This window comes from Oceanobacillus phoenicis (genome assembly GCF_047238145.1).
Lineage (GTDB): Bacteria > Bacillota > Bacilli > Bacillales > Amphibacillaceae > Oceanobacillus.
Genome location: NZ_JBDFME010000001.1, coordinates 1,025,332 through 1,048,459 on the forward strand (window position 1 = coordinate 1,025,332; position 23,128 = coordinate 1,048,459).

Genomic DNA, 23,128 nt, shown 5'->3' on the forward strand with positions numbered 1-23,128 from the left:
ATGGAAATAGATTTACAACAGATTACTAGTAATGAAGCATATAAGCTTATGACAGGTTCTGTTATTCCGCGTCCTATTGCTTGGGTTTCAACAGTAAACGCTGAAGGAGATCATAATTTAGCTCCATTTAGTTTTTTTACCGTTGCTTCTAGAAATCCACCAATGTTACTACTCTCAATTGGACCAGGCGTAGGTAATCGTGAAGGTACAGTGAAGGATACATTATTTAATATTAACGACACCAAGGAATTTGTAATCAATATTGTTCCCTATTCATTAGGTAGTTCCATGCAAAGAACATCAGAAAATGTCCTTTCTAATGTAGATGAATTTGTACTTGCAGATTTAACTCCTATACCAAGTAAAAAAATTAACGTACCGAGGGTAAAAGAATCACCTATTTCATTTGAGTTGAGGTTAGATAGAATTATTGAGCTTGGAACAGATTCGTTAATTATTGGTAAAATCGTTAATTATTTTATAGATGATAGATTATATCTAGGTAACTATAAGGTGGATCAAAAGAAGTTAGATGCTCTAGGAAGACTTGCTGGAATATATACTAGAATTGATAAATTTTTCACTTTCTAGTTAATTTTAGAAAGGAGTATATATGGTGAATTCAGAAGTATATCTTACAGATGTTACCGGACGAGACGGGTTTCAAATGGAGAAGAGTTGGATAGAAACAGATGATAAACTATTAATATTGAAAGGTATAATTGATGCTGGAATAAAACGTATAGAAGCGACTTCATTTGTATCACCAAAAGCAATACCTCAATTAAAAGATGCTAAAGATATTATAAAAGATTTGAAGAATGAAGAACTTACATTAGTAGCTTTAGTACCGAACATGAAGGGTGCTGAGTATGCTTTGGAATCAGGTGTTGATGAGATAAATGTTGTGCTATCTATTAGTGAAACCCATAATAAAAAGAATGTAAATCATACAGTCAGTGAGTCTTTAGAGCAGGTATATTCCATTCGAAAATTAATAAATTCTACTAAAACGACATTGAATATCAGTTTAGGAACTACATTCGGTTGTCCATTTGAAGGTAAATATAATGTAAGCAAGGTTTCATCAGTAATAGAACAATTGTTGGAGAATGGTATTGATAAAATAACCCTAGCAGATACGACTGGAATGGCAAATCCAAATAAGGTTAGTTATTATATGAAGACGCTAAGGCAAAAGTATCCCCGTGCGCAGTTTAGTTTACATCTTCATAATACAAGAGGGATGGGGTTAGTCAACCTATTGGCGGGATATAATGCAGGCGTAAGACATTTTGATGCTTCTCTTGGAGGAATTGGTGGATGTCCATTTGCACCAGGAGCTACAGGTAATGTATGTCTGGAGGATATTGTTCATATGTTTATGGAAATGGGGGTACCACTAGAGCACCCCATAAATCTCTTGAAATTAATCAATACTTCGAACGATATGGAGAAAATTTTAGGTTATAAACTACCAGGTCAAGTAATGAAGGCCGGTAGCGCAGGAGAAGTAATTAAAAATTGATATATTTATTCTCCCTGTTTTGCAGCTGTTGTTTGAGCATTTGCGAAAAGAGGCGTATTAAAGATGATGCGTCTTTTTTGTTTGAATAAAAATTGAAGACTTCTAATATTAAAGGCGAATAAATGTGGTAGGCTAAACTTTCATAATGTAATTTAAGCGTCATTCTGTAGTGAAGGAGTGACTTGATAATCTTTTACGAGAAGAATTGGTCTTAGGTGTGATTGGCATGTGTTCTAACGCTTTTCCAAGCCCATATTGCGGCATATTTCTGTAGATTGCTTCGTACTCGCCTTTCTTTAATTGATATGTTTCATGATAAACACCAACAGCATCATTATTGGCTACTTTTTTATTAAAATTTCTCCAAGCAGTAAAGTGTTTGTCTTTTCTAGCATAAGCATGTAACTCTTCTGTTGAATTCCAATATTGGATCATTGCTGTCGTCCGCATGCCAAAGTAGCTTTCCATTGAAATGAATCCCAAAGAATCCTTTTGTGTGTATAATTCTTTTATCATTCTAGGCATCGCTAGAAAAACGGGTAGCCATTTGTGGATGGCAAGGCGTTTATTTATACGCATGCCGATAATAAAAACAACGATATTTTCCGAATTATCGGTTGTGTGTCCTCCTGTATAAATAGTTTTACTCATTCGATTCTACTCCTTCTAATATACTTTCAATGGTTGCTGCACACCAATCTATGGCAGCTTTTGTTGTTTTTTTTCCATAATCCAATGTGTACAACCAATACTTTGCGTCTTTGGAAGCTGAGTCATGTTCTTTAATGGATGTTTCAATCGCTACGTAGGTTTGATAACGTGTTTCTAACTTTGTCCTGTAATCTTCTATGAGACGAATGGTCGCTTGATTCGATTGATGGTTACCAAAGAATAATTTAAGTAAAATTTCGTTCTTCTCCGCTGGTAACTGTTGAACAGGCTCTTCTAACCATGTTTTTAGCGTGTTTACTCCTTTTTCAGTTAGTGAATACTCGTTTCTGTCTTTTCTTCCGCCTTCTGAAGACGGAGCAACTTCAGCTAGTTCTTCCTTCACTAGTAACTTTAACGTTGGATAAATCTGTCCATAGCTAATCTTCCAAAAATGGTTCAAACTTTGATCAATTAGCTTTTTAATGTCATATCCCGATGTACAATCTGTTGTTAAGATGCCTAGTATTGCATAGGTAGTATCGTTATATGATTTCATAAGTATCTCCTTTTTATATCAATTAGATATATCTTTTTGATATATTAACTTTACCATATTTTTCTCTTTAGTCAACAATAATTTAGAAAATTTGCGAAAAACTTTTATTGCCTTAATAAAGATGAAGCAATACTTGATTGATTTTCTAAATTTACGGGTACAGTTCAATAAAGGAGAGATAAATATGGCAAACTTAAAAGCGTTATTCTTAAATACATCATTGAAGAAAACAAATGACGAACCTTCCAATACAGATGCTTTGTATAACGAAGTAGAACGCATTTATGAACGTGAAGGGATAGTAAGCGAAACAGTACGAATAGCCGATTACAATATTCCGGTTGGGATTAGTGATGACCTAGGTGACGGCGATGAATGGCCAATAATCTTAGAAAAAGTAAAAGAAGCTGATATTGTTATTATCGGTACACCGATCTGGCTTGGAGAGAAAAGCAGTCTTGCCACAGTTACCATGGAGCGTCTGTATGGTGGAAGTGGACTTACTAATGAAAAAGGACAATCGATTTATTATAATAAAGTCGGTGGAGTAGTCGTTACTGGGAATGAAGACGGTGCAAAAAATGCAGCAACTTCGCTTTTATTTGGCTTGTCCCATATTGGCTTTCTCATTCCGCCAAATGTGGATGCGTATTGGGTAGGAGAAGCAGGTCCAGGTCCATCATTCATGGAGGCAAATGGTAAAGAAAATGAGTTTACACAAAATCATGTGAAGATGCTTGCCTATAATACGATGCATATTGCAAAAATGCTAAAAGAAACCCCAATCCCTGCTGAAGGGAATGTAATGGAATAGATGGAAAATAATATATAGTATCTATAATTGCAGGTAAAATACAGATGAAACGTATGGAGGAATACTGTATTCTTACCTGCGATTTTAATAATTTGATAAAACAAACGTATTATTTTCATTAACACTAGCACATCCAATATTTTTTCATTATACTGAAAACTAAAGAGGGGAGAGTATGTGTATGACAATAGCTTCAAAAATTATAGAGACAGAACGATTAACATTGCGACCATTTACATTAGAGGATGCAGAAGATGTCGCGAAACTCTGCGATAACTACAACTTATACAAAACAACCTTAAATATTCCTCATCCATACACATTAGAAAGTGCAAAAGGATGGATCTCTAGCCATGAACAAAATAGAAGAGAAGATACGCTTTATCAATTTGCGATCACAGATAAAGATAGTGGAGAACTGTACGGTTCCATATCTCTTTCGAATCGTAAGAGCCATCAAAATGGAGAAATTGCCTATTGGTTAGGAGAAGAATTTTGGGGCAGGGGCTTTGTTACAGAGGCAAGTAAAGCAATGATTCAATTTGCTTTCGAGGAAATGAACTTCCATCGTGTATTTGCATATCATCTCAAAATCAACCCGGCATCAGGTAGGGTGATGGAGAAGTGTGGAATGACTTACGAAGGAACACAAAAAGACCATATTTATAAAGATGAGGCTTTCCATGACTATACTGTTACGGTATTGTGAATCACGGTTAATTAATATGAATGCTTCTTTATTATGCTGTGGTTGAAAACTAACTAGCAGATCTTAAATTGTAATAAAAAGCGGAGACTCCTGTGCGAATAGCACGAGCTAAATGCTGATTCTTGAGGAAGTGTCCGCCTGTCATGAATCAATGTTTTTCCCATCTTGTTAACCTAGGACGTAACAGCTTCATTCTCTACTAGTCCTCTATAATTGACCACATCATTGTTTCTTATATATACACGTGGAACACGCTTTCCAATGAGACAAGCCGTTTCATAATGAATGGTTCCCATTAGTTTGGCGACTTCTTCCATCGGAACATAGCCTTCTGATGATTCCCCGAAAATCGTAATCACATCATCTAGCCCAACATTCTCCATGTCAGTAACATCAACCATGGATTGATCCATACAAATTCTACCCACGATTGGTGCTCGCTGTCCGTGTACAACTACTTCTCCCTGATTGGATAACAGGCGGGAGAAACCATCTGCGTATCCAATTGGCATCGTTGCAATGATGCTTTTTCGCTCTGTCGTAAATGTAAGACCATAACTAATCGCAGTATCTTTATCTACCGTTTTAACATAAACGGGTTTTGTTTTTAAACTCATTGCTTGTTTTAAATCAATTAAATCTTTCAAGTGTGTTTCTGGATATAATCCATAGAGACCGATACCAACACGAACCATATCTAAATGCATATCTGGATAAGCAATGGTCGCAGCTGTATTACAGCAATGAACGATAGGGATATGGCGATACGTTCTTAAATGAGAAATAATCTGATTAAAACGGTGAAATTGCATTTCCGTATACGTCGGATCTGTATTATCCGCGTCTGCAAAGTGTGTAAACGCACCTTCTAACAAAACAAAATCAGAATTAAGTGCTTTGGCTACATCAACTGTTTCTTCTTTCGTAGCGATGCCAATTCGATTCATGCCAGATTCTATTTTCAGATGCACGCGAGCTGTTATCTGTAGTGACTCAGCAGCTATTTTCACTTGTTCTGCATCTTCTTTAGTGAAAACAGTGAGTGAAATCTGTTGCCGGATGGCTGTTCTTAATCCATTAGGATGTGTGTAGCCTAGTACAAGTAGTGGCGTATCCATTCCGGCATCTCGTAGTTGAATAGCTTCGTCTAAGATGGCAACAGCTAGATAATCAGCACCAGATTTTAAAGCTTCTCTTGCCACTTCTACAGCACCGTGTCCGTATCCATCCGCTTTAACTACAGCCATTAACTTCGTATGATGATCGATATGATTTTTAAATGCCGTTACATTGTGATGGATGGCATCTAAAGATACTTCCGTCCATGTATCACGATAACTTCCTTGGATCATTGTGATTCCTCCCTAGGTGACTGAGTAATATAGTTGGTTGAAGGTAGTTACACCATAATTTCTTCATTTAGAATAAAAGTACCCTTCCTGCTGTGCGCTTAGAAGGGTACTTGAAAAGAGGTTGGTTAAAAGTCAGGTAAAGATGAAATGTTGAATAGGCTAGTTGACTTACTTTTTCATTTTCATCCCTCTTTTTAACAGTTTAAATTAAACTAATTCAGTGTCTTTGATTGCATCTTCAGGTGAAACGAAGTCGTATCCAAGATCAGCAGCAACTGCTTCGTAGGTTACTTTTCCATTCATTACGTTTACACCGGAAAGGATTGCTGGGCTATCTTGAATTGCTTTTACAGCACCTTTTGTAGCGATTTGTACCGCATATGGTACCGTTACGTTTGTTAATCCAACAGTAGCTGTACGTGGTACCGCACCAGGAATGTTTGCAACTGCATAATGAAGTACATCATGTTTTACATAGATTGGTTCATCATGTGTAGTTGGGTGATCTACTGTTTCGAAATTACCACCTTGATCGATTGCAACGTCTACAAGAACAGATCCTGGTTGCATCGATTGAATCATTTCGTCTGTAACTAATTTAGGAGCTTTACGTCCTGGTATTAATACAGAACCAATAACTAGATCAGAATCTTTTACAGCTTCAGCAATGTTATATGGGTTAGACATTAATGTCTGAATGCTTGAACCAAAGATATCGTCTAATTGACGAAGACGTACAGGGTTTAAATCAATGATCGTTACTTCTGCTCCAAGACCTAGAGCAATTTTAGCAGCGTGTGTACCAACAACTCCACCACCGATTACCGTTACTTTACCGCGGCTAACTCCTGGAATTCCTCCAAGAAGGATACCTTTTCCGCCTTCTGATTTTTCTAGATACTGTGCACCGATTTGTGTAGCCATACGTCCTGCTACTTCACTCATTGGAGTTAATAGTGGCAATGTGCCGTTTACTGTAATTGTTTCATAAGCAATTGCAGTTACTTCACTGTCAACTAATGCTTTTGTTAATTCTGGAGCAGCAGCAAGGTGAAGATAAGTGAATAAAATAAGACCTTTACGGAAGTACTTGTATTCAGAAGAAAGAGGCTCTTTTACCTTCATAATCATATCTGCATTTTCCCAAACACTAGCTGCGCTATCGATAAGTTCAGCACCAGCTTCTTTGTATTCTGCATCTGTAAAGTTACTCCCTAGTCCTGCACCTTTCTCGATCTGTACAGTATGACCAGCATTTATTAAATGAACGACCCCAGCAGGTGTCATTGCAACACGATTCTCGTTGTTTTTAATTTCCTTAGGAACACCAATAATCACTTATAAACAACTCCTTTATCAATTTCTATCCTTATCGTACAGCTTTCGTGAAGCGGTTTCATCATTTAAAAATATAAAAGAAAAAAACATGGTTTGTGCAAATACACAAATCATGTTTTCTGAATGCTGTCGATGAGTAGGTCGATATATATATTTGTTTTTTGGTTCGCGTTTTTTAAGTCAATTCCACTGACTTCTTTAATCCGTTTCAGTCGATAATTCATGGTATTTGGGTGGACAAATAATTTCTTTGCAGCTCGATATACATTGCTATCGCATTGCAAATAAATATCTAGGGTTTCTAATAAAGAAGTTTGATGGTTTTTATCATAGGAACGAAGCTTTTCCATAAATGGATTATAATAGTGAGCGTCTTTGCGCGCTTCAGAAAGCACATCAATAAATTGAAAAACACCTAAATCTTCATATAATAAGATATCGTTTAACTTCTCTGGAATCTGGTCTTGCAGCTTTAATACTTCTTTTGCTTGCTGATAAGATTGTTCTATTAATTGAGGCTGTTCATAGCGTAATCCGCAGGCTCCTAGTACAGTGTGAAGATGTAATTGCTCGCCAATACGGTTGATGAATTGGTGGATAAATTCATATAATGATTGTTTTGAATCAGAATCTTTCGGTAATCCTACTAACATAATGAAATCATTATCATCAAATAGGCGCGTAATAACATTTACTTTTACTTGGGATTCGGATAAATAATATGCATGTTTCTCCATTTGTTCATTAACTTCATCCGAGAAACGAATAACAACAATCGTTTTATCCCCGGTAAGTTGGATATTATATTGCTTTGCCTGCCGATAGATTTCATCCGTGTTGTGTAGATCCCCGCGCAGAAGTTGCCAGAAGAAGTCACGATAACCAACTTCGGATTTTCGATTGTGTTGACGATTTTTAAGAAAGTATTTTTTAACATAAGTAGCTGCTTCTTTAAAGAGCGATATCTCTTCTTCTGTAAAAGTTTTATCGGAGGTATGCGCCCAGATAAATCCTAGTATTTCATTTTGTTTTCTAACAGAAATAGCAATTCTATTTCCAAGTCCTACTTCTTGTATCTCTGGAATAATAACAGGGTTATCACTATCAATTAATTTAGGCATGTATCCTTTTTTCCAAAAAGCATTAATGACCTTATCTGGTACTTTCCTATTTATAATTGTAGAAATACGTACTTGGTCGATGTCATCTTTATGCTGACTATATGAAATAACATGGTGATTAGAATCTTCTATTGTAATCGGACACTCGAATAAGTCAGCAATATTATCGGCTAACTGATTTGGTGAAGTAACGATGTCATTTAAGCGTTTGTGAAGTATATCTATATTTAAATTCATTATTTTCCTCCGTCATTTTTAAACAAATAAACAACTATGTATCTGTCTATTTTAGTATATACACAAATATATTTCATATTTAAGGTGATATAGTATATAATGACACAAGTTGGGAGGATATACATCATGAAAAAAATTCTACTGATTGGAAGCGCTTTTATCGGCGTAATCGTAGGTGCAGGATTTGCTTCAGGCCAAGAAGTGTTACAGTACTTTACTAGTTTTGGTCTCATGGGAACTATTGGGGCCGTAATTGCAACCGCTTTATTTGCGTATATCGGATTTGCGCTTGTGTGGTTAGGAAGTGTGATGAAAACAAATTCACATAAAGATGTGATATATCGAATTAGTGGAAAATGGATTGGTCTTATTATCGACTACATTCTCATTTTTACACTCTTTGGTGTTGGTGTCGTTATGCTTGCAGGTGCAGGGTCAAACTTAAATCAACAGTTTGGAGTACCTGCGATTGTAGGAACTATTTTAATGACAGTTTTAGTTATTATATGTGGTATGGTAAATGTTGATAGAGTCGTATCTATTATAGGTGGCATTACACCATTTTTAATCTTATTTGTAATACTGATCTCTATTTATAGTTTCTTTACATTCGATGGGTCTATATCTGCATTAGATAACGTTGCACAACAACACACATCATCGTTACCAAATTGGTTTATTGCTGGTATTAACTATGCATCCTTTAATACTGCAGTTGGAGCTTCAATGGCGCTAGTAATGGGTGGTGCTGAAAAAGACTCAAGAACTGCAGCACTTGGCGGTTTAGTAGGTGGACTTGGATTAGGTATTCTAATCGTACTTAGCCACTTAGCTATCTTCGCTAAAATTGAAGAGGTAGGAAGCATGGACATGCCTATGCTTGGTATCGTTAATGATATCTCACCTGTATTAGGAGTAATAATGGCAATTGTAATATTTGCGATGATATTCAATACAGCATTAAGTATGTTCTATTCATTTGGAGCTCGATTTGCTGATGTCGGTACTAAGAAATTTAAGAATTTTTATATCATTGTTATACTAACGGGATTCGCATGTAGTTTTGTAGGGTTTACAGAACTTGTAGCTTTCTTCTATCCATTAATAGGTTATTTAGGACTTGTTTTAATTGGAGTTCTCATTTATGCACCATTTAGAGTGAAGAAAATGAAAGAGTTACAACAACATTCATCTTAATATAGAATATCGAAAAGCTTGTAGAGGTTTGTTCTCTACAAGCTTTTTTAATAAATACAAGAGCGTAAATGGTAATAGTTAATTTTAACTGAAAATTTAAACTTTCATTTATTTTTATAGGAAAATATCCCAAATATTAACAAATGGGAGTTAAATGGTATTAATTTTCAGAAAAATTCTCAAATCAGATGTAGAGCGGATTACAAGTTTAAATTTAAGACTTTAAAAGTAAATATTTGTAAAATTTAGGTATGGAATTGTGGGACAATTACAAAATTGTAGAACATTGGTTCGCATTTACAATTAAAACAATAGTTGTATAATTGGAAAAGTACTAAAACAAAAGGTGGGGGTCAACATGAAAAAGTCACAACATTTTTACATTGCTGTCATTTTACTAGTAACAGCACTTGTACTAGCTGCCTGCGGTGGTAGTGATTCAGAAGGTTCAAGTGGTAGTGGTGACAGTGGCAGTACCGATTCTTCAGATAAACAAGTTTTTAATATGATAGAAACTGCTGAGATTCCAACAGGTGATCCAGCGTTAGCAACTGATGCTGCTAGTTTTATTGTTTTTGGACAAACGATGGAAGGTTTATATGTTTTGGATGAAAACGATACACCAATTCCTGCAATTGCAGATGGTGAACCAGAAATAAGTGAAGATGGAAAAATATATACATTCAAATTACGCGAGGATGCAAAATGGTCAAATGGTGACCCAGTAACTGCACATGATTTCGTATATGCATGGAAAAGAGCAATTGATCCAGATACAGGATCTGAATATGCATACATGTTTTCTGGAATTGTTGAAAATGCAACAGAAATTATGAATGGTGAAATGGATCCAGAAGAGTTAAGTGTTGAAGCTCTAGAAGATTATACATTAGAAGTAACATTAGAACAGCCTGTTGAGTACTTAAATTCACTTCTAGCATTTGGTACGTATCTACCTTTAAATCAAGAGTTTGTGGAAGAAAAAGGTAGTGACTTCGGTACAAATAGTGAGAATATGCTAGCAAATGGTCCATTTGAGTTAACAGAATGGAATGGTTCAGGCTTAACATGGAAGTATGTAAAGAATGAGCAATATTGGGATAATGAAAATGTAAGTTTAGATGAAGTGAATGTACAAGTTTCAAAAGAACCAAGCACAGCTGTAAACTTATTTAATACAGATGAAGCTGACCGTACAGCTGCTTTAAGTTCCGAGTATGCTAGACAATATACAAATGATGAAAATGCATCTACTTTCAAAGAGGGTAGTTCTTGGTATCTTAAATTTAACCAAGTACGTGGTGGAGAAGAAACTCCATTAGCTAATGAAAATATCCGTAAGGCCTTAGCGATGGCATTTGATAAACAGTCATTTACAGAAACAGTATTGGCAAATGGTTCCGTACCATCTGATGGTTATGTTCCAGAAGGATTAGCTAAGAATCCTGAGACTGATGAAGATTTTAGACAAGAAAGTGGAGATTTAATTTCCTATGACCCAGAACAAGCAAAAGAATATTGGGAAAAAGGATTAGAAGAACTAGGAGTTCAAGAACTTCAACTTGATTTCCTAAGTGATGACACTGAAAATGCAAAAACAACATCTGAGTATTTCCAAAATCAATTAGAAAGTAACCTAGAAGGTTTATCTATTAAACTAACAAACGTTCCTTTCAAAGTTCGATTACAGACTACTACTGATCAAGACTATGACATCGTTATGCATGGTTGGGGTCCAGATTATCTTGATCCGATGACTTTCCTTGATTTATATGTAACTGATGGTACAAACAATAACACTGGTTACTCTAGTGAAGAGTACGATCAATTAATTGATGATGCGAAAGTAAAATATGCGAACGATCCTGAGAAACGTTGGGAAGCAATGTTAGAAGCGGAGAAATTATTAGTTCAAGAAGATACAGTAGTTGCTCCTGTTTACCAACGTGGTAGAGTAGTTCTAATTAAACCTTATGTTAAAGGATTAGAAGAGCATTTATTTGGACCAGATTACACATTGAAAAATGTAACAATCGAAAAATAATATAAATTAACAAATAATTCTTAAATAGTGAGAAAGAGAGTATTTGAAAAAATACTCTCTTTCCCATTTTGGGTATTTATTAGAATTTTTTTATTTATGAGTTATTAGGAGGAAACAAGATGTTGAAGTACATCGGTAAACGTATTATTTATCTAATTATTACGTTGTTTATCATCGCTTCTGTGACATTTTTTATGATGAAGTTTTTACCAGGTACGCCTTTTCAGAATGAAGAGAAATTATCTATCGAACAGCGTGAAATATTAAATGAAAAATATGGATTGGACGAGCCCATTCCAGTGCAATACTTTAACTATATGACCAATTTAGCTAAAGGGGACTTAGGTGTTTCTTTTCAGTTTGATAACCAACCCGTAACAGATTTGTTAGCGAATCGTATCGGTCCTTCGCTACAACTAGGTTTTCAAGCAATGTTGATTGGGACCGTCGTCGGTATATTTCTTGGAGTACTCGCTGCTATGTTCCAAAATACATGGATAGATTACGGAAGTACCTTTTTGTCTGTACTTGGTAAGTCCGTCCCTTCATTTGTACTAGCAGCACTATTGCAATATGTAATTGGAGTACAACTAGAGTTATTACCGGTAGCTTCATGGAATGGTTTTGCCTCATCTATTATGCCTACGATTGCTTTGGCAATATTCCCAATTGCAACTGCCGCAAGATTTATGCGGACAGAACTAATCGAAGTGTTTGGTTCGGATTATATTACTTTAGCAAAAGCTAAAGGAAACTCTAGAATGGAAGTTTCCATGAAACATGCTGTTCGAAACGCATTAATTCCTTTAGTAACTGTATTAGGCCCTATGGCTGTCAGCTTGATGACAGGTTCTATGGTTGTAGAGCAAATATTTGCTATCCCTGGAATCGGTGAACAGTTTGTAAAATCGATTCAAACAAATGATTTTCCGATTATTATGGGAACAACGTTATTTTTTGCTTTCTTATTAACGGTAATTATTCTTATTATCGATATATTATATGGAATAATTGATCCGAGAATTCGATTGACTGGAGGGGATAAATCGTGAGTAATATGACAGACATACCAAAAAGTCAATTTGAGCCCGCTCCAAGAGACAATGAAAATCATGAAAAAATAGAGAAGCCTCAGCTTTCCTTTATGAAAGACGCATGGCTTCGTGTTCGAAAAAATAAAGGTGCGGTAATCAGTGCTTTTCTATTAGGCTTCATCGTGTTGATGGCGATTATCGGTCCATATTTATCCCCTTATGATGGCACTTCACAAGATGTGTCGAAGGCTAATTTACCTCCAAGAGTACCTGTTTTAGAAAATATAGGAATCTTTGATGGAAGTCAGGTTGTTGGAGGAGTGGAGACAAATAAATATCAGGATTTAAATATTGAGGAATATTATTGGTTCGGTACGGATAGTCTTGGTAGAGACTTATTTACACGTACTTGGTTAGGAACGAGAGTATCACTTTATATTGCATTATTAGCAGCTGCTATTGATATGGCGTTCGGAGTAATTTATGGACTCGTGTCAGGATTTAAAGGTGGTAGAGTAGATAACTATATGCAACGTATTTTGGAAGTAATGTCAGGGATTCCTAATCTTATCGTTGTAATACTAATGCTGTTAATTTTAGAACCTGGTATTCTATCGATTACATTAGCAATGGTAATCACCGGCTGGATTGGTATGGCCCGGGTTGTCAGGGGACAGGTGCTGAAACTAAAAGACCAGGAATTTATACTTGCTTCCCGTACATTAGGAGCAAAGAACGGAAGGTTATTATTTAAACATCTATTACCGAATCTATCAGGTGTAATCATTATCAATACCATGTTTACTATACCTAGTGCTATTTTCTTTGAAGCGTTTTTAAGCTTTATTGGAATTGGTCTACAAGCACCACAGGCATCACTAGGTACATTAATTGAAGATGGATATAAAACATTCCAATTCTTACCGCATTTAATGGTTATTCCGTGTATTGTAATTTGTATTATTTTAATCACGTGTAATTTAATAGGTGACGGACTACGTGACGCATTTGATCCAAAAATGCGCGATTAATAACTGAGGTGACGGAACTTGAAAAAAATATTAGAAGTGAAAGATTTGAACATTTCGTTTCATACATTTGCTGGTGAAGTACAAGCAATAAGAGGTGTTGATTTTGAATTAAATGAAGGAGAAACACTCGCAATTGTTGGTGAATCTGGTTCTGGTAAATCAGTCACAACAAAATCAATCATGAAATTACTTACCAGTAATGCCGAAATCAAGTCTGGTGAAATTAACTTTAATAACCAAAATCTTATTCATGCATCAGAAAAAGAAATGCAGAAAATACGTGGAAAAGACATTTCGATGATTTTCCAAGATCCAATGACATCTTTGAATCCAACGATGACCATTGGGAAACAGATTATGGAGCCGCTCATCAAGCATCGTAAGTTAAGTAAATCGGCTGCGAGAGAGAAAGCAATCGAACTTTTAGAGTTAGTAGGAATTCCTAAACCGGATATTCGTATTAAACAATATCCCCATCAGTTCTCTGGTGGAATGCGACAACGTGTTGTTATCGCTATTGCACTTGCTTGTGCACCGAAGGTTCTAATTGCGGATGAACCGACTACAGCTTTAGATGTTACCATCCAAGGACAAATTCTGGATTTAATGAAAGATTTACAAAAGCAAATTGAAACTTCTATTATCTTTATTACACATGATTTAGGCGTTGTAGCAAATGTTGCTGATCGTGTAGCTGTCATGTATGGAGGGAAAATTGTAGAAGTCGGTACCGTGGATGAGATTTTTTACAATCCACAACATCCATATACATGGGGATTAATCAGTTCTATGCCAAATCTAGATACGAAAGATGAAGAGCTATTTGTTATACCTGGTACCCCTCCAGATTTACTTCATCCACCAAAAGGAGATGCGTTTGCTCCTCGGAATAAATATGCTATGAAAATTGATTTAGAAGAACAACCACCAATGTTTAAAGTATCAGATACGCATTTTGCTGCAACCTGGTTGTTACATTCTAACGCTCCAAAAGTGGAGCCCCCACTCGCTGTGAAAGAAAGATGGGATAAGTTTCACGATAACCAATCCAGTTCGTCAGATGGGGGGAAATAATGTGGCGGAAAAGTTAATTGAAGTAAAAAATTTAAAGCAATATTTTAATAAGGGAAAAGCAAAAGAAGTACGAGCAGTAGATGATATTTCTTTTGATATATATAAAGGAGAAACACTAGGGTTAGTAGGAGAATCTGGTTGTGGTAAATCTACTACTGGTAGAACGATGATTCGCTTATATAATGCAACAGATGGAGAAGTATTATATAAAGGTACGAATGTTCATGGTAAAAAATCGAAGGAAGATCTAAAGCAATTTAATAGGAAGATGCAAATGATTTTCCAAGATCCCTATGCTTCACTTAATCCAAGAATGAAAGTATCTGATATTATTGCCGAAGGTATTGATATTCATGGGCTTGCCAAAACTTCCAAAGAACGTATGGAGAAAGTGTATGAACTTTTAGAAACAGTAGGTTTGAATCGGGAACATGCTACTCGATTCCCACATGAATTCTCCGGCGGACAAAGACAGCGAATTGGTATAGCTAGAGCATTAGCAGTGGAGCCTGAATTTATTATTGCAGACGAACCGATTTCTGCATTAGACGTATCTATTCAAGCGCAAGTCGTTAACTTACTCAAAAAACTACAACAAGAAAAACAATTGACTTACTTATTTATTGCACATGATTTATCGATGGTAAAATATATAAGTGATCGAATTGGTGTAATGTATTTTGGGAAATTAGTAGAGTTGGCCCCAGCGGAAGAGTTATATCGTAATCCATTGCATCCATATACGAAATCCTTACTTTCTGCGATTCCGCTTCCGGATCCTGAGTATGAGCGTTCTCGTACTAGAGAATCGTATGACCCAAGTATACATCAGTATAAGGAAAGTGACGAAGTATCAATGCGGGAGGTTTCACCTGGGCACTACGTATTTTGCTCAGAAGAAGAATTTAAAACCTACAAAACTGAATATAATAAATAAATAAAAAGGCAGTCATTTTGAATGGCTGCCTTGTTTAGTATATTAGCCACTCTGTAATAGTAGAGCAGCTAGCATGATAACAATGGTGACGATACTTGCTATAAATAGTGCTGAATAGTTTTGTGGAACTAATTTAGATAAGGGGCTTCTATCCTTGTCTTCCATACGACTAAAAATATTTTGGAAGCTAAAAAATACGATATCGAAAAACCGCCCTTTTATAACAAAGAGAGTGAGTGAAATCAGCAAAAGAATAGAGCCTATCACAAAAGCAACATTAATATAAGATAGAAGATCCAATCTTTTATACATAAGTAGTGTGATTAAAATAATAAGTAGTTGTGAAATTCCTACCCAGAGGAATACTTTTTTTAGCATTTCTATCTACTTCCTTTAATAATTAAATGAATAACAATCTGGTTCAAGTGGATTCCTTTATTTCCCTACCTCTATCTTCTTTATCTTTTTTAATCCATCTGGAAGTGGTGATAATGTGAGATAAATCCCAATGTTTAAGTCGAGTAATGAATCTGGAGTTTTCATTCCACTTCTTTTACTAGAGTAGATGCTAGAGATTTTATTTTTGATTTGAGCTTACACTTTTCAACAATATATAAAGCTATAAAGAAAATTAGACCTGCGACACTATAGATCAATATGTTGGCCCAAGGAGTAAACAAATCTTCTTGTCCAAATATAAAAAAGGAAACACTTGGTATGAGCGCTGCAGATATTGGATAAGTAATCCATCTGAAACGAGTAATGATATAATCGATGCTTAGTGATATTGGAACTCCAATACTTAAAAATAAAGGTGTAGTGATCATAAAAACAACAAAAACATTAGAGGAAATATTAATATCCGCAGTACTTCCCACAGAAGATATAGCCACATTGTCAATCAATTCAAAGGTAGAAAAAACACAAAAAAATATAAACGGCGCAAGTAAGGCCGCCGCTAAACATTTGCTAGTGAGATTGGATATAAATGTATTCATAAGCCCTCCTAAGTAGTAGTGATGATTTTATTCTCTTTAGGGCGACGAGCGAATAATGATTATCTTAGACTACTAGCGGTCTATAATTTAAGTGAACTTCATTTATTGGTGGCTTTACCATCCGTTACATGTAGGATAAATTAATGATAGAATCAATTATATTCATTATACAATAAATCAACCAACTTATATATGCTCGATGCGATTAGCGATATGAATTTTGATGGAGTAAATAAGATAAAAACAGCGGAGGAAAATATGCAACAAGTAAAGACACATACAACAGGAATGTTTTATACATATCTCAAAGAGAGAAATACGTATTCCAATGAAACAATGCATTGTATAGAAAAAACGTTAGAAAATCTATTACACTATGGGACAACATGGAACCGGCCAGGAATGTTACTAGGGAAAATCCAAAGCGGGAAGACGCGCGCATTTATTGGTTTGTCAGGCCTTGCCATGGATAATGACTATGATGTAATTATTGTTTTGACGAAAGGAACCAGAGCTTTAGCTAGACAAACAATACAACGTTTATATCAAGAGTTTGCTGGTCTAGAAGATGAGGATGTCTTGCAAATCCATGATATTATGTCGATGCCAGAAAATCTAATTGAATATGAATTACAGCAAAAACAAATAATCGTAGTGAAGAAAGAAACCAATAATTTGAAGCGTTTAGAAGAAGTTTTATCAGTAAGATATCCTACCTTAGCAATGAAAAAAACATTAATGATTGATGATGAAGCTGACTTTGCGAGTATCGGATTTTCTAAAACAAAGCGAGAGATTACAGAAATCAATGTAATTGCTGGACAAATTGATAGCCTTCGCAGGAATTTAGCAGATGTTAGTTTCTTACAGGTAACTGCAACACCATATTCTCTTTATTTACAGCCGGAAACACTAAAAATAGATGGATCCTCAAAGGTTTTTGAACCTGTAAAACCTGCATTTACAGAACTTGTGCCTGTGCCAAATGAATATATTGGTGGGGAGTATTACTTTGAGGAGAGTGAGTTAGGTGATTCTATTTCTTCCTGTATTTACGAACCGATTGGAGAAGGTGAATTAATTGCTTTAAAAAAGCCAGATCGAAGAAGATTTAAATTAGAAGAAGTGTTACAAAGTAATAAGATTGCTTCACTCCGAAATTCAATCATTCATTTTGTTGTTGGGGGCGCCATGCGTCGGATTCAACAAAGGCAGCAAGGAACACGAATGAATAAGTATAGCTTCATTATCCATACGGAGCAATCTAAGTTATCTCATGAATGGCAAGAAACGATTATTTTAGAGGTGAAAAAGTATCTACAACAAGCTGCAAATAATCAACCAGAATTACTCGGGAATCTTATAAAAACTTCATATGAAAATATGAAAAAGTCATTAACGATTTTAGGAGGCGAGATGCCTTCTTTTGCCGAAGTGCAATTTGAAACCTTGTGGGCGCTACAGAAAGATCATCTTTTGATTTCAAAAGTTAATTCAGAAACGGATATAAATCAGCTTCTAGATAACTCAGGACAGCTGAAATTAAGGGCACCTTTAAATATATTTATTGGTGGCCAAATCTTAGACAGAGGGATAACCATTGCCAATTTAATTGGCTTTTATTATGGCAGAAACCCTCGTCGCTATCAGCAAGATACGGTCTTACAGCATTCCCGTATGTATGGTTTTCGGCCCAAGGAAGATTTAGCCGTAACAAGATTTTATACGACGAAAGAAATTTATCATGTCATGAGGAAGATACATGAATTTGATGCAGGGTTACGAACGGCTTTTGAACAAGGTGGGCAAGATCAAGGGGTCGTCTTTATCCAACAAGATCTGCGCAATGAAATCATTCCATGCAACCCAAATAAATTATTGCTGTCAAAAACAACAACATTGCGCCCGTATAAGCGGATGCTTCCGGTTGGATTTCAGACTGGATATAAGACGTACATCAGCCAAACCGTAGAAAAAATTGATCGAGCGATTGGCGCAAGTGGTAAAAAAGATGGCGTTGCTTTCTTAATACGACTGGATAATGCGAAGAAAATTATACGAACCATTGCAAAAACATTTGATGACAACACTGGTACAGCTTGGGATGTAAAAGCCTTTCTAGCAAGTATGGAATATTTGTCTCAGCATACTGATTCTGACTATCAAGGGCATGTGTGGTGTATTGTGAAGCGAGGCAGAAATATGAGTAGGATTCGTGCAGGTTCTGATCGTTTTGAAGATGCTCCAGATACCCCTGCTGGAGAAAAAGGAGAGCTAAGAATAGCGAAACAAGCAGCTACAGATATACCAGCTTTACTTTTATTACGTCAAAATGAGAGGAAGAAAAGGGCTGGCGAGGAACACCGTTTTGGTGGCCAGTGTTAGTAGCGCCAAAAAATACAAAAACAGTAGTGTTTACGAGCGAATCGTTAAGTGAACAAGGTTGAACCGAGTTTTAAAACGACTACTGCATTTTCTTATCCTAAAGGAGAACTTACAATCAACTTTACAAAGAGTACAACAAATGGTAAAAGTAGAATAATATTATTCGGTTAGGGAGGCCATTCATGTCTTTTTTATTTGATCATTTTGTACATGTAGTAAACGATCCACAGAAAGCGATTGAACGTTGTAAGGAACTCGGTATTCATGCTGTCCAAGGAGGAAGGCATGAGGATTTAGGGACCTATAACGCGTTAAGTTACTTTGGACTTAGTTATATTGAGTTTATTGATGTATTTAGCGAACAACTCGCAAGTGAAGCGGCCAAGGTCAATCATGGACTTATCAAAAGTGTTCTAGATGAAAAAGAAGAAGGAGCTGTGCGAGTGGCATTACGTTCAAATGATTTACAAGCTGATGCGGAACGTTTTGCTTCGCTTGGTCTCGAAGTGAGTGGGCCTACTGACTTCAGCCGTACTCGGCCAGATGGAAGTATAATTAAATGGAAGTTATTATTTGTAGGCCGTGAGGGAATATCGCCTGAATTGCCATTCTTCATTGAATGGGACGAATCAGATGAACGAAGAAAACAAGATTTGGAGAAAAGCAACGCTATTGCAGATCACCTAATAGGAGATTTAACTTTGGAGAGTATTGGATTTGCAGTAGAAAATGGAGCAGAAACTGCTGCATCATGGAGTAAACTGCTTGGTGTTGAACTTGGTGCCACTTTTATTGATAGTGAGTTACACGCAACAGGATATCCTTTACTTCTTCAAAGGGTAAATCTCATCTTTTATGAACCAACTGATAACGGAAAAGTAGAATCTTTTCTACAAACAAAAGGTGAGAAACCATTTATGGTTCAGTTCAGTGGTGGCATGAAAAAAACAATTGATTTTTCAGGAGCTTTATACCGATTCCGGTAAATTTCTTTGGAAGGTAAGTAGTTGTAAAACCCAGAACAACTGGGGAAATTCATAAAGCGCTTCTAAAAACGAAAATAGCATAAGAAAGTCAAAAAAGTAGTTCATAGAGCGCCTCTAAAACCCAAAATAGCTAAATAAAGCCAAAAAAGTAGTTCATAGAGTGGTTCTAAAACCCAAAATAGCTAAATAAAGCCAAAAAAGTAGTTCATAGAGTGGTTCTAAAAACGAAAATTGCTTAAGAAAAGCCAAAAGTAGTTCATAGAGCGCTTCTAAAAACGAAAATAGCATAAGAAAGTCAAAAAAGTAGTTCATAGAGCGCTTCTAAAAACGAAAATTGCTTAAGAAAAGCCAAAAGTAGTGAATAGACCAGTTCTAAAACCCTCAAACAACTAAGTCAATTCTATGAGAGCAGGGTGGGCGACCCCTGGATTGCGCTAGAGAAATCGTCAAACTTCAGCTACCATACCAAAAATATCGGGAGCGACTTTACAAAGTCTACATCCCGATTATCTTGTAATTATAGTCTCAATTCTAGTCTGAAAAATTTACATTTTTGCCACGAGTCTTCCAGATACTTCATGTCTTTCTAGTCGTTTTAGTCCTTCTGGAATTTCATCGAATGTAATCTCAGAAAGTTTAGGGCTTATATCTCCGGATGCCATTAGTTTGTACACTTCCGCGATATCATGCTTATCTCCACCCATGCTTCCTTGAAGCGTAGCGGTTTTTAGAATAAGTGGGTCTGTATTAATTGTCGCTTCTAGTTTACCCATGCCAACAAGTACCACTTTCCCGCCAGGTGAGGGATATTTTTTATAGGGATAAGCGAACAACTTCTTGCCAGCTTCACTTCAATTGGTTGATGAAAAAGGATTGTCACTTCTGGCTATTCTGTACTTCTCTGATTAAAGATAACGCTTCTACCGTATCATCGATTGCCTGGAGTAATGATTGTACAAATTGGTCTGTCACAGAGACAATATCCTCATCATCAGATGGTGTATTAAGTAATGCGATAACATTTGGTTCCGGTTGCTCTATATTCTGCATTAGTCGCATGATAGCATTAATCGAGTAGTGGGCACGACGTAAACTGCGAATAACAATTAGTTGTTCGATTTCTTTTTCTCTAAACACTGGTGAACCATTTGGTAGTCTAGGTACTTCTAAAAGATGATTCCTTTCCCAATTACGGATAGATTCGACCGTAATATCTAACTTTTGTGCTACTTCTTTTCTTGAGAAAGTTGATTTGTTTTCTATCGGATCTTTCTTTAACCATTTTTCAACAATGGTAATTGCATGTAATGCATGTTTATGTTCCTGTCTCAGATGTGCAAGATACGCTTTGGTCAGTTGTTCTGCTAGAATAAAATCTTCACTACCACTAGCATAAACAATTTGTCTGGCTTGATGGCGAAGGTTTTCTTGAATGATTTCATTTTTGAATAAGGTTCGTGCAATTTTTAATTGAAAAAGATGGATATCAGAAAAAATCCGATATCCATTTTCCAATCGTGGTGCAGGGGAAATAAATCCCCATTCTTCATAAATGCGAACGGTATTAGGGTGAATACCTAAACGATCAGCTATTTCTTTTGTTTGATACATCTCATTATCCTACTTCCATTTGAATAATTTAAACGAACCATATAATCCAATAATGATGCACACCAATAACACGCTAATATGGAGAAAACTATCTCCTATAGGTTGTCCTATACTAGTTTGTTTTAATAAATGAATCCCGTGAGATAACGGAAGAACATCCATCATCCATTGAATTGCTGTGGGCATAATCTCATAAGGAATGGTCGCACCAGAAAAAAGTAGCATCGTAAAGTAGGCTAAGGAGCTCCATACATTCGCTGCTTTTTGGTCTTTCACGATACTGCCAATAAAGATACCGATACTATACATGGCTACGATAACTAAGGCAAAGGACAATAGAAATAGTATCCATGATCCAGTTAATGTGTAATCAAATAATAACGCGTAAACCATCGTTACGCCAATGAATGAAAGAATCGCTGCGGATAGTTGGATCGTACCTTGAGAAAAGAGGATTAATAATGGTGATACGGGTGTTACTTTAAACCGTTTTAGTATCCCTCTATGACGGTAATCCGCAATAGTCAGTGGCACTCCCATTACCCCGGTAGCTAAAATTCCAATAGTAATCAATGCTGGGTATGATTGTTGAAATGCTATAGAGTCTCCATTTGTCATTAAATAGCCAAATAAAAGTGAAAGTATAATTGGAAAGCAGAGTCCAAAAATAAATATATCCATCCCTTTCCAGACAAGCTTCCCCTCAATTTTTAAAAACGTTAGAAATGTGTTCATAGACGTACGTCCTCCTCACCTGAATAATATAGATAGGCATCTTCCAGTGAATCTTTATTACTTGTTTGAATTGCTTCTGTAATGGTTCCATCAAACATGACGGTTCCTTTTTTTAAGATAATGATACGATCACATAGTGTCTCTACTTCATCCATGTAATGGGAAGTCAAAACGATAGCCAGACCGTTCGATTTTAGTTGTATTAATTGCTTCCAAAGAAGGTGTCGGGCTCTTGTATCTAGTCCAGTTGTAAGCTCATCTAGAAAAACGAGTTCAGGATTTGGAAGAAGTGCTAATACTACGGCGAGACGTTGTCGCTCTCCACCTGACAGTGAGCTAACAAGTTGATATTCCTTGTCTTGGAGCTCAAATACGTGTAGTAATGTGGATATATTCATGGTCTGCTTATAAAGCGAGTTGAATTGTTCGATTGCCTCTTTGACTGTGATTTTATCTTGAAAGTTCGTTTGTTGAAATTGTACACCTACTTTCTGAAATACTTCTTTTCTCTGAAGAACGGGTGACTTACCCAATATAGTTAATGTTTCAGCGTTACTTGGATTAATTCCAAGAATAGCCTCGATTAATGATGACTTGCCGGCTCCATTTGCTCCAAGAATTCCGATGACCTCACCGGATCGAAGATGAAAGCTAACGTTATTGACTACTTTTTTAGATCCGTATGTGACAGATAAATTTTCTACGTGTAGAACCATCTCATTTCCCTCCTGTTGTTTAGTAGATTCATATAGTAACAAAGGAGTAGATGGGTGGTGTATTATTGGAGGGT

The 23,128-nt window shown here is 36.1% G+C and carries 23 protein-coding genes; 12 read left to right on the forward strand and 11 right to left on the reverse strand.

Annotation, left to right across the window (positions count from 1 at the left end):
* Together ABC346_RS05540 and ABC346_RS05545 are read left to right on the forward strand one after the other, a co-directional pair.
* Positions 1 to 591 (forward strand): flavin reductase family protein, encoded by a 591-nt coding sequence (locus tag ABC346_RS05540; protein WP_413233902.1) that lies wholly within the window; start codon positions 1 to 3, stop codon positions 589 to 591.
* Between the two features lie 22 nt (positions 592 to 613).
* Entirely contained in the window at positions 614 to 1,528 is a 915-nt protein-coding gene (locus ABC346_RS05545) for a hydroxymethylglutaryl-CoA lyase (RefSeq protein ID WP_413233903.1), read from the forward strand.
* A gap of 159 nt (positions 1,529 to 1,687) precedes the next feature.
* On the opposite strand, the gene ABC346_RS05550 is transcribed toward ABC346_RS05545, so the two are convergent.
* Both ABC346_RS05550 and ABC346_RS05555 read right to left on the reverse strand, forming a co-directional pair.
* A complete protein-coding gene (locus tag ABC346_RS05550; RefSeq protein ID WP_413233904.1) occupies positions 1,688 to 2,179 on the reverse strand; it encodes a DUF4188 domain-containing protein in 492 nt (163 codons plus the stop codon).
* Complete coding sequence (locus ABC346_RS05555; RefSeq protein ID WP_413233905.1) at positions 2,172 to 2,735, reverse strand: PadR family transcriptional regulator; 564 nt, start codon at positions 2,733 to 2,735, stop codon at positions 2,172 to 2,174. The genes ABC346_RS05550 and ABC346_RS05555 overlap by 8 nt, the downstream gene beginning before the upstream one ends.
* Before the next feature lie 184 nt (positions 2,736 to 2,919).
* On the opposite strand from ABC346_RS05555, the gene ABC346_RS05560 reads away from it, so the two are divergent.
* Both ABC346_RS05560 and ABC346_RS05565 read left to right on the forward strand, forming a co-directional pair.
* A complete protein-coding gene (locus tag ABC346_RS05560) occupies positions 2,920 to 3,549 on the forward strand; it encodes a flavodoxin family protein (protein WP_413233906.1) in 630 nt (209 codons plus the stop codon).
* A 181-nt stretch (positions 3,550 to 3,730) separates the two neighbouring features.
* Complete coding sequence (locus tag ABC346_RS05565; RefSeq protein ID WP_413233907.1) at positions 3,731 to 4,258, forward strand: GNAT family N-acetyltransferase; 528 nt, start codon at positions 3,731 to 3,733, stop codon at positions 4,256 to 4,258.
* 173 nt (positions 4,259 to 4,431) lie between these two features.
* On the opposite strand, the gene alr is transcribed toward ABC346_RS05565, so the two are convergent.
* The 3 genes from alr to ABC346_RS05580 all read right to left on the reverse strand — a co-directional run bounded on the left by alr (position 4,432) and on the right by ABC346_RS05580 (position 8,306).
* Positions 4,432 to 5,610 carry an alanine racemase gene (gene alr / locus ABC346_RS05570; protein WP_413233908.1) on the reverse strand — a complete coding sequence of 393 codons (1,179 nt, stop codon included), beginning with the start codon at positions 5,608 to 5,610 and terminating at the stop codon, positions 4,432 to 4,434.
* A 207-nt stretch (positions 5,611 to 5,817) separates the two neighbouring features.
* Positions 5,818 to 6,948 (reverse strand): alanine dehydrogenase, encoded by a 1,131-nt coding sequence (gene ald, locus ABC346_RS05575; protein ID WP_413233909.1) that lies wholly within the window; start codon positions 6,946 to 6,948, stop codon positions 5,818 to 5,820.
* A gap of 110 nt (positions 6,949 to 7,058) precedes the next feature.
* Positions 7,059 to 8,306 (reverse strand): PucR family transcriptional regulator, encoded by a 1,248-nt coding sequence (locus tag ABC346_RS05580; protein WP_413233910.1) that lies wholly within the window; start codon positions 8,304 to 8,306, stop codon positions 7,059 to 7,061.
* A gap of 126 nt (positions 8,307 to 8,432) precedes the next feature.
* On the opposite strand from ABC346_RS05580, the gene ABC346_RS05585 reads away from it, so the two are divergent.
* The 6 genes from ABC346_RS05585 (at position 8,433) to ABC346_RS05610 (ending at position 15,623) form a co-directional block, all read left to right on the forward strand.
* Complete coding sequence (locus ABC346_RS05585; RefSeq protein WP_413233911.1) at positions 8,433 to 9,503, forward strand: YkvI family membrane protein; 1,071 nt, start codon at positions 8,433 to 8,435, stop codon at positions 9,501 to 9,503.
* A gap of 358 nt (positions 9,504 to 9,861) precedes the next feature.
* The gene (locus tag ABC346_RS05590) at positions 9,862 to 11,547 is read left to right on the forward strand and encodes a peptide ABC transporter substrate-binding protein (RefSeq protein WP_413233912.1); all 1,686 of its coding nucleotides are present in this window, start codon (positions 9,862 to 9,864) and stop codon (positions 11,545 to 11,547) included.
* Between the two features lie 119 nt (positions 11,548 to 11,666).
* Positions 11,667 to 12,599 (forward strand): oligopeptide ABC transporter permease, encoded by a 933-nt coding sequence (opp3b, locus tag ABC346_RS05595; protein ID WP_413233913.1) that lies wholly within the window; start codon positions 11,667 to 11,669, stop codon positions 12,597 to 12,599.
* Entirely contained in the window at positions 12,593 to 13,612 is a 1,020-nt protein-coding gene (gene opp3C, locus ABC346_RS05600) for an oligopeptide ABC transporter permease (protein WP_413236515.1), read from the forward strand. Before opp3b ends, opp3C begins: the two co-directional genes overlap by 7 nt.
* Before the next feature lie 18 nt (positions 13,613 to 13,630).
* Entirely contained in the window at positions 13,631 to 14,686 is a 1,056-nt protein-coding gene (locus ABC346_RS05605; RefSeq protein ID WP_413233914.1) for an ABC transporter ATP-binding protein, read from the forward strand.
* A 1-nt stretch (position 14,687) separates the two neighbouring features.
* Complete coding sequence (locus tag ABC346_RS05610) at positions 14,688 to 15,623, forward strand: ABC transporter ATP-binding protein (protein ID WP_413233915.1); 936 nt, start codon at positions 14,688 to 14,690, stop codon at positions 15,621 to 15,623.
* A 42-nt stretch (positions 15,624 to 15,665) separates the two neighbouring features.
* Here ABC346_RS05610 and ABC346_RS05615 read toward each other — a convergent pair whose 3' ends face one another.
* Complete coding sequence (locus tag ABC346_RS05615) at positions 15,666 to 16,001, reverse strand: DUF3899 domain-containing protein (protein WP_413233916.1); 336 nt, start codon at positions 15,999 to 16,001, stop codon at positions 15,666 to 15,668.
* 161 nt (positions 16,002 to 16,162) lie between these two features.
* The gene (locus tag ABC346_RS05620; protein WP_413233917.1) at positions 16,163 to 16,621 is read right to left on the reverse strand and encodes a hypothetical protein; all 459 of its coding nucleotides are present in this window, start codon (positions 16,619 to 16,621) and stop codon (positions 16,163 to 16,165) included.
* A 258-nt stretch (positions 16,622 to 16,879) separates the two neighbouring features.
* On the opposite strand from ABC346_RS05620, the gene ABC346_RS05625 reads away from it, so the two are divergent.
* Positions 16,880 to 19,006, forward strand: coding sequence for a Z1 domain-containing protein (locus ABC346_RS05625; protein WP_413233918.1), 2,127 nt, complete (start codon positions 16,880 to 16,882; stop codon positions 19,004 to 19,006).
* Positions 19,007 to 19,188: 182 nt separating this feature from the next.
* On the forward strand, positions 19,189 to 19,992 hold the full coding sequence (locus ABC346_RS05630) for a VOC family protein (protein ID WP_413233919.1): 804 nt from the start codon (positions 19,189 to 19,191) through the stop codon (positions 19,990 to 19,992).
* 545 nt (positions 19,993 to 20,537) lie between these two features.
* On the opposite strand, the gene ABC346_RS05635 is transcribed toward ABC346_RS05630, so the two are convergent.
* From ABC346_RS05635 to ABC346_RS05650, 4 genes are all read right to left on the reverse strand, one after another.
* Positions 20,538 to 20,765 (reverse strand): MDR/zinc-dependent alcohol dehydrogenase-like family protein, encoded by a 228-nt coding sequence (locus ABC346_RS05635; RefSeq protein ID WP_413233920.1) that lies wholly within the window; start codon positions 20,763 to 20,765, stop codon positions 20,538 to 20,540.
* Between the two features lie 103 nt (positions 20,766 to 20,868).
* Positions 20,869 to 21,603, reverse strand: coding sequence for a MerR family transcriptional regulator (locus ABC346_RS05640; protein WP_413233921.1), 735 nt, complete (start codon positions 21,601 to 21,603; stop codon positions 20,869 to 20,871).
* 9 nt (positions 21,604 to 21,612) lie between these two features.
* Entirely contained in the window at positions 21,613 to 22,338 is a 726-nt protein-coding gene (locus ABC346_RS05645) for an ABC transporter permease (protein ID WP_413233922.1), read from the reverse strand.
* Entirely contained in the window at positions 22,335 to 23,054 is a 720-nt protein-coding gene (locus ABC346_RS05650; RefSeq protein ID WP_413233923.1) for an ABC transporter ATP-binding protein, read from the reverse strand. Before ABC346_RS05650 ends, ABC346_RS05645 begins: the two co-directional genes overlap by 4 nt.
* Positions 23,055 to 23,128 lie beyond the last annotated feature (74 nt).

What these genes read in the sequence shown, in the direction of transcription:
- ABC346_RS05540 (WP_413233902.1), top strand. Translation starts at nt 1, where the DNA reads ATGGAAATAGATTTACAACAGATTACTAGTAATGAAGCATATAAGCTT.
- ABC346_RS05545 (WP_413233903.1), top strand. Translation starts at nt 614, where the DNA reads ATGGTGAATTCAGAAGTATATCTTACAGATGTTACCGGACGAGACGGG.
- ABC346_RS05550 (WP_413233904.1), bottom strand. Translation starts at nt 2,179, where the DNA reads ATGAGTAAAACTATTTATACAGGAGGACACACAACCGATAATTCGGAA.
- ABC346_RS05555 (WP_413233905.1), bottom strand. Translation starts at nt 2,735, where the DNA reads ATGAAATCATATAACGATACTACCTATGCAATACTAGGCATCTTAACA.
- ABC346_RS05560 (WP_413233906.1), top strand. Translation starts at nt 2,920, where the DNA reads ATGGCAAACTTAAAAGCGTTATTCTTAAATACATCATTGAAGAAAACA.
- ABC346_RS05565 (WP_413233907.1), top strand. Translation starts at nt 3,731, where the DNA reads ATGACAATAGCTTCAAAAATTATAGAGACAGAACGATTAACATTGCGA.
- alr (WP_413233908.1), bottom strand. Translation starts at nt 5,610, where the DNA reads ATGATCCAAGGAAGTTATCGTGATACATGGACGGAAGTATCTTTAGAT.
- ABC346_RS05580 (WP_413233910.1), bottom strand. Translation starts at nt 8,306, where the DNA reads ATGAATTTAAATATAGATATACTTCACAAACGCTTAAATGACATCGTT.
- ABC346_RS05585 (WP_413233911.1), top strand. Translation starts at nt 8,433, where the DNA reads ATGAAAAAAATTCTACTGATTGGAAGCGCTTTTATCGGCGTAATCGTA.
- ABC346_RS05590 (WP_413233912.1), top strand. Translation starts at nt 9,862, where the DNA reads ATGAAAAAGTCACAACATTTTTACATTGCTGTCATTTTACTAGTAACA.
- opp3b (WP_413233913.1), top strand. Translation starts at nt 11,667, where the DNA reads ATGTTGAAGTACATCGGTAAACGTATTATTTATCTAATTATTACGTTG.
- ABC346_RS05615 (WP_413233916.1), bottom strand. Translation starts at nt 16,001, where the DNA reads ATGCTAAAAAAAGTATTCCTCTGGGTAGGAATTTCACAACTACTTATT.
- ABC346_RS05620 (WP_413233917.1), bottom strand. Translation starts at nt 16,621, where the DNA reads ATGAATACATTTATATCCAATCTCACTAGCAAATGTTTAGCGGCGGCC.
- ABC346_RS05625 (WP_413233918.1), top strand. Translation starts at nt 16,880, where the DNA reads ATGCAACAAGTAAAGACACATACAACAGGAATGTTTTATACATATCTC.
- ABC346_RS05630 (WP_413233919.1), top strand. Translation starts at nt 19,189, where the DNA reads ATGTCTTTTTTATTTGATCATTTTGTACATGTAGTAAACGATCCACAG.
- ABC346_RS05635 (WP_413233920.1), bottom strand. Translation starts at nt 20,765, where the DNA reads ATGGGTAAACTAGAAGCGACAATTAATACAGACCCACTTATTCTAAAA.
- ABC346_RS05640 (WP_413233921.1), bottom strand. Translation starts at nt 21,603, where the DNA reads ATGTATCAAACAAAAGAAATAGCTGATCGTTTAGGTATTCACCCTAAT.
- ABC346_RS05645 (WP_413233922.1), bottom strand. Translation starts at nt 22,338, where the DNA reads ATGAACACATTTCTAACGTTTTTAAAAATTGAGGGGAAGCTTGTCTGG.
- ABC346_RS05650 (WP_413233923.1), bottom strand. Translation starts at nt 23,054, where the DNA reads ATGGTTCTACACGTAGAAAATTTATCTGTCACATACGGATCTAAAAAA.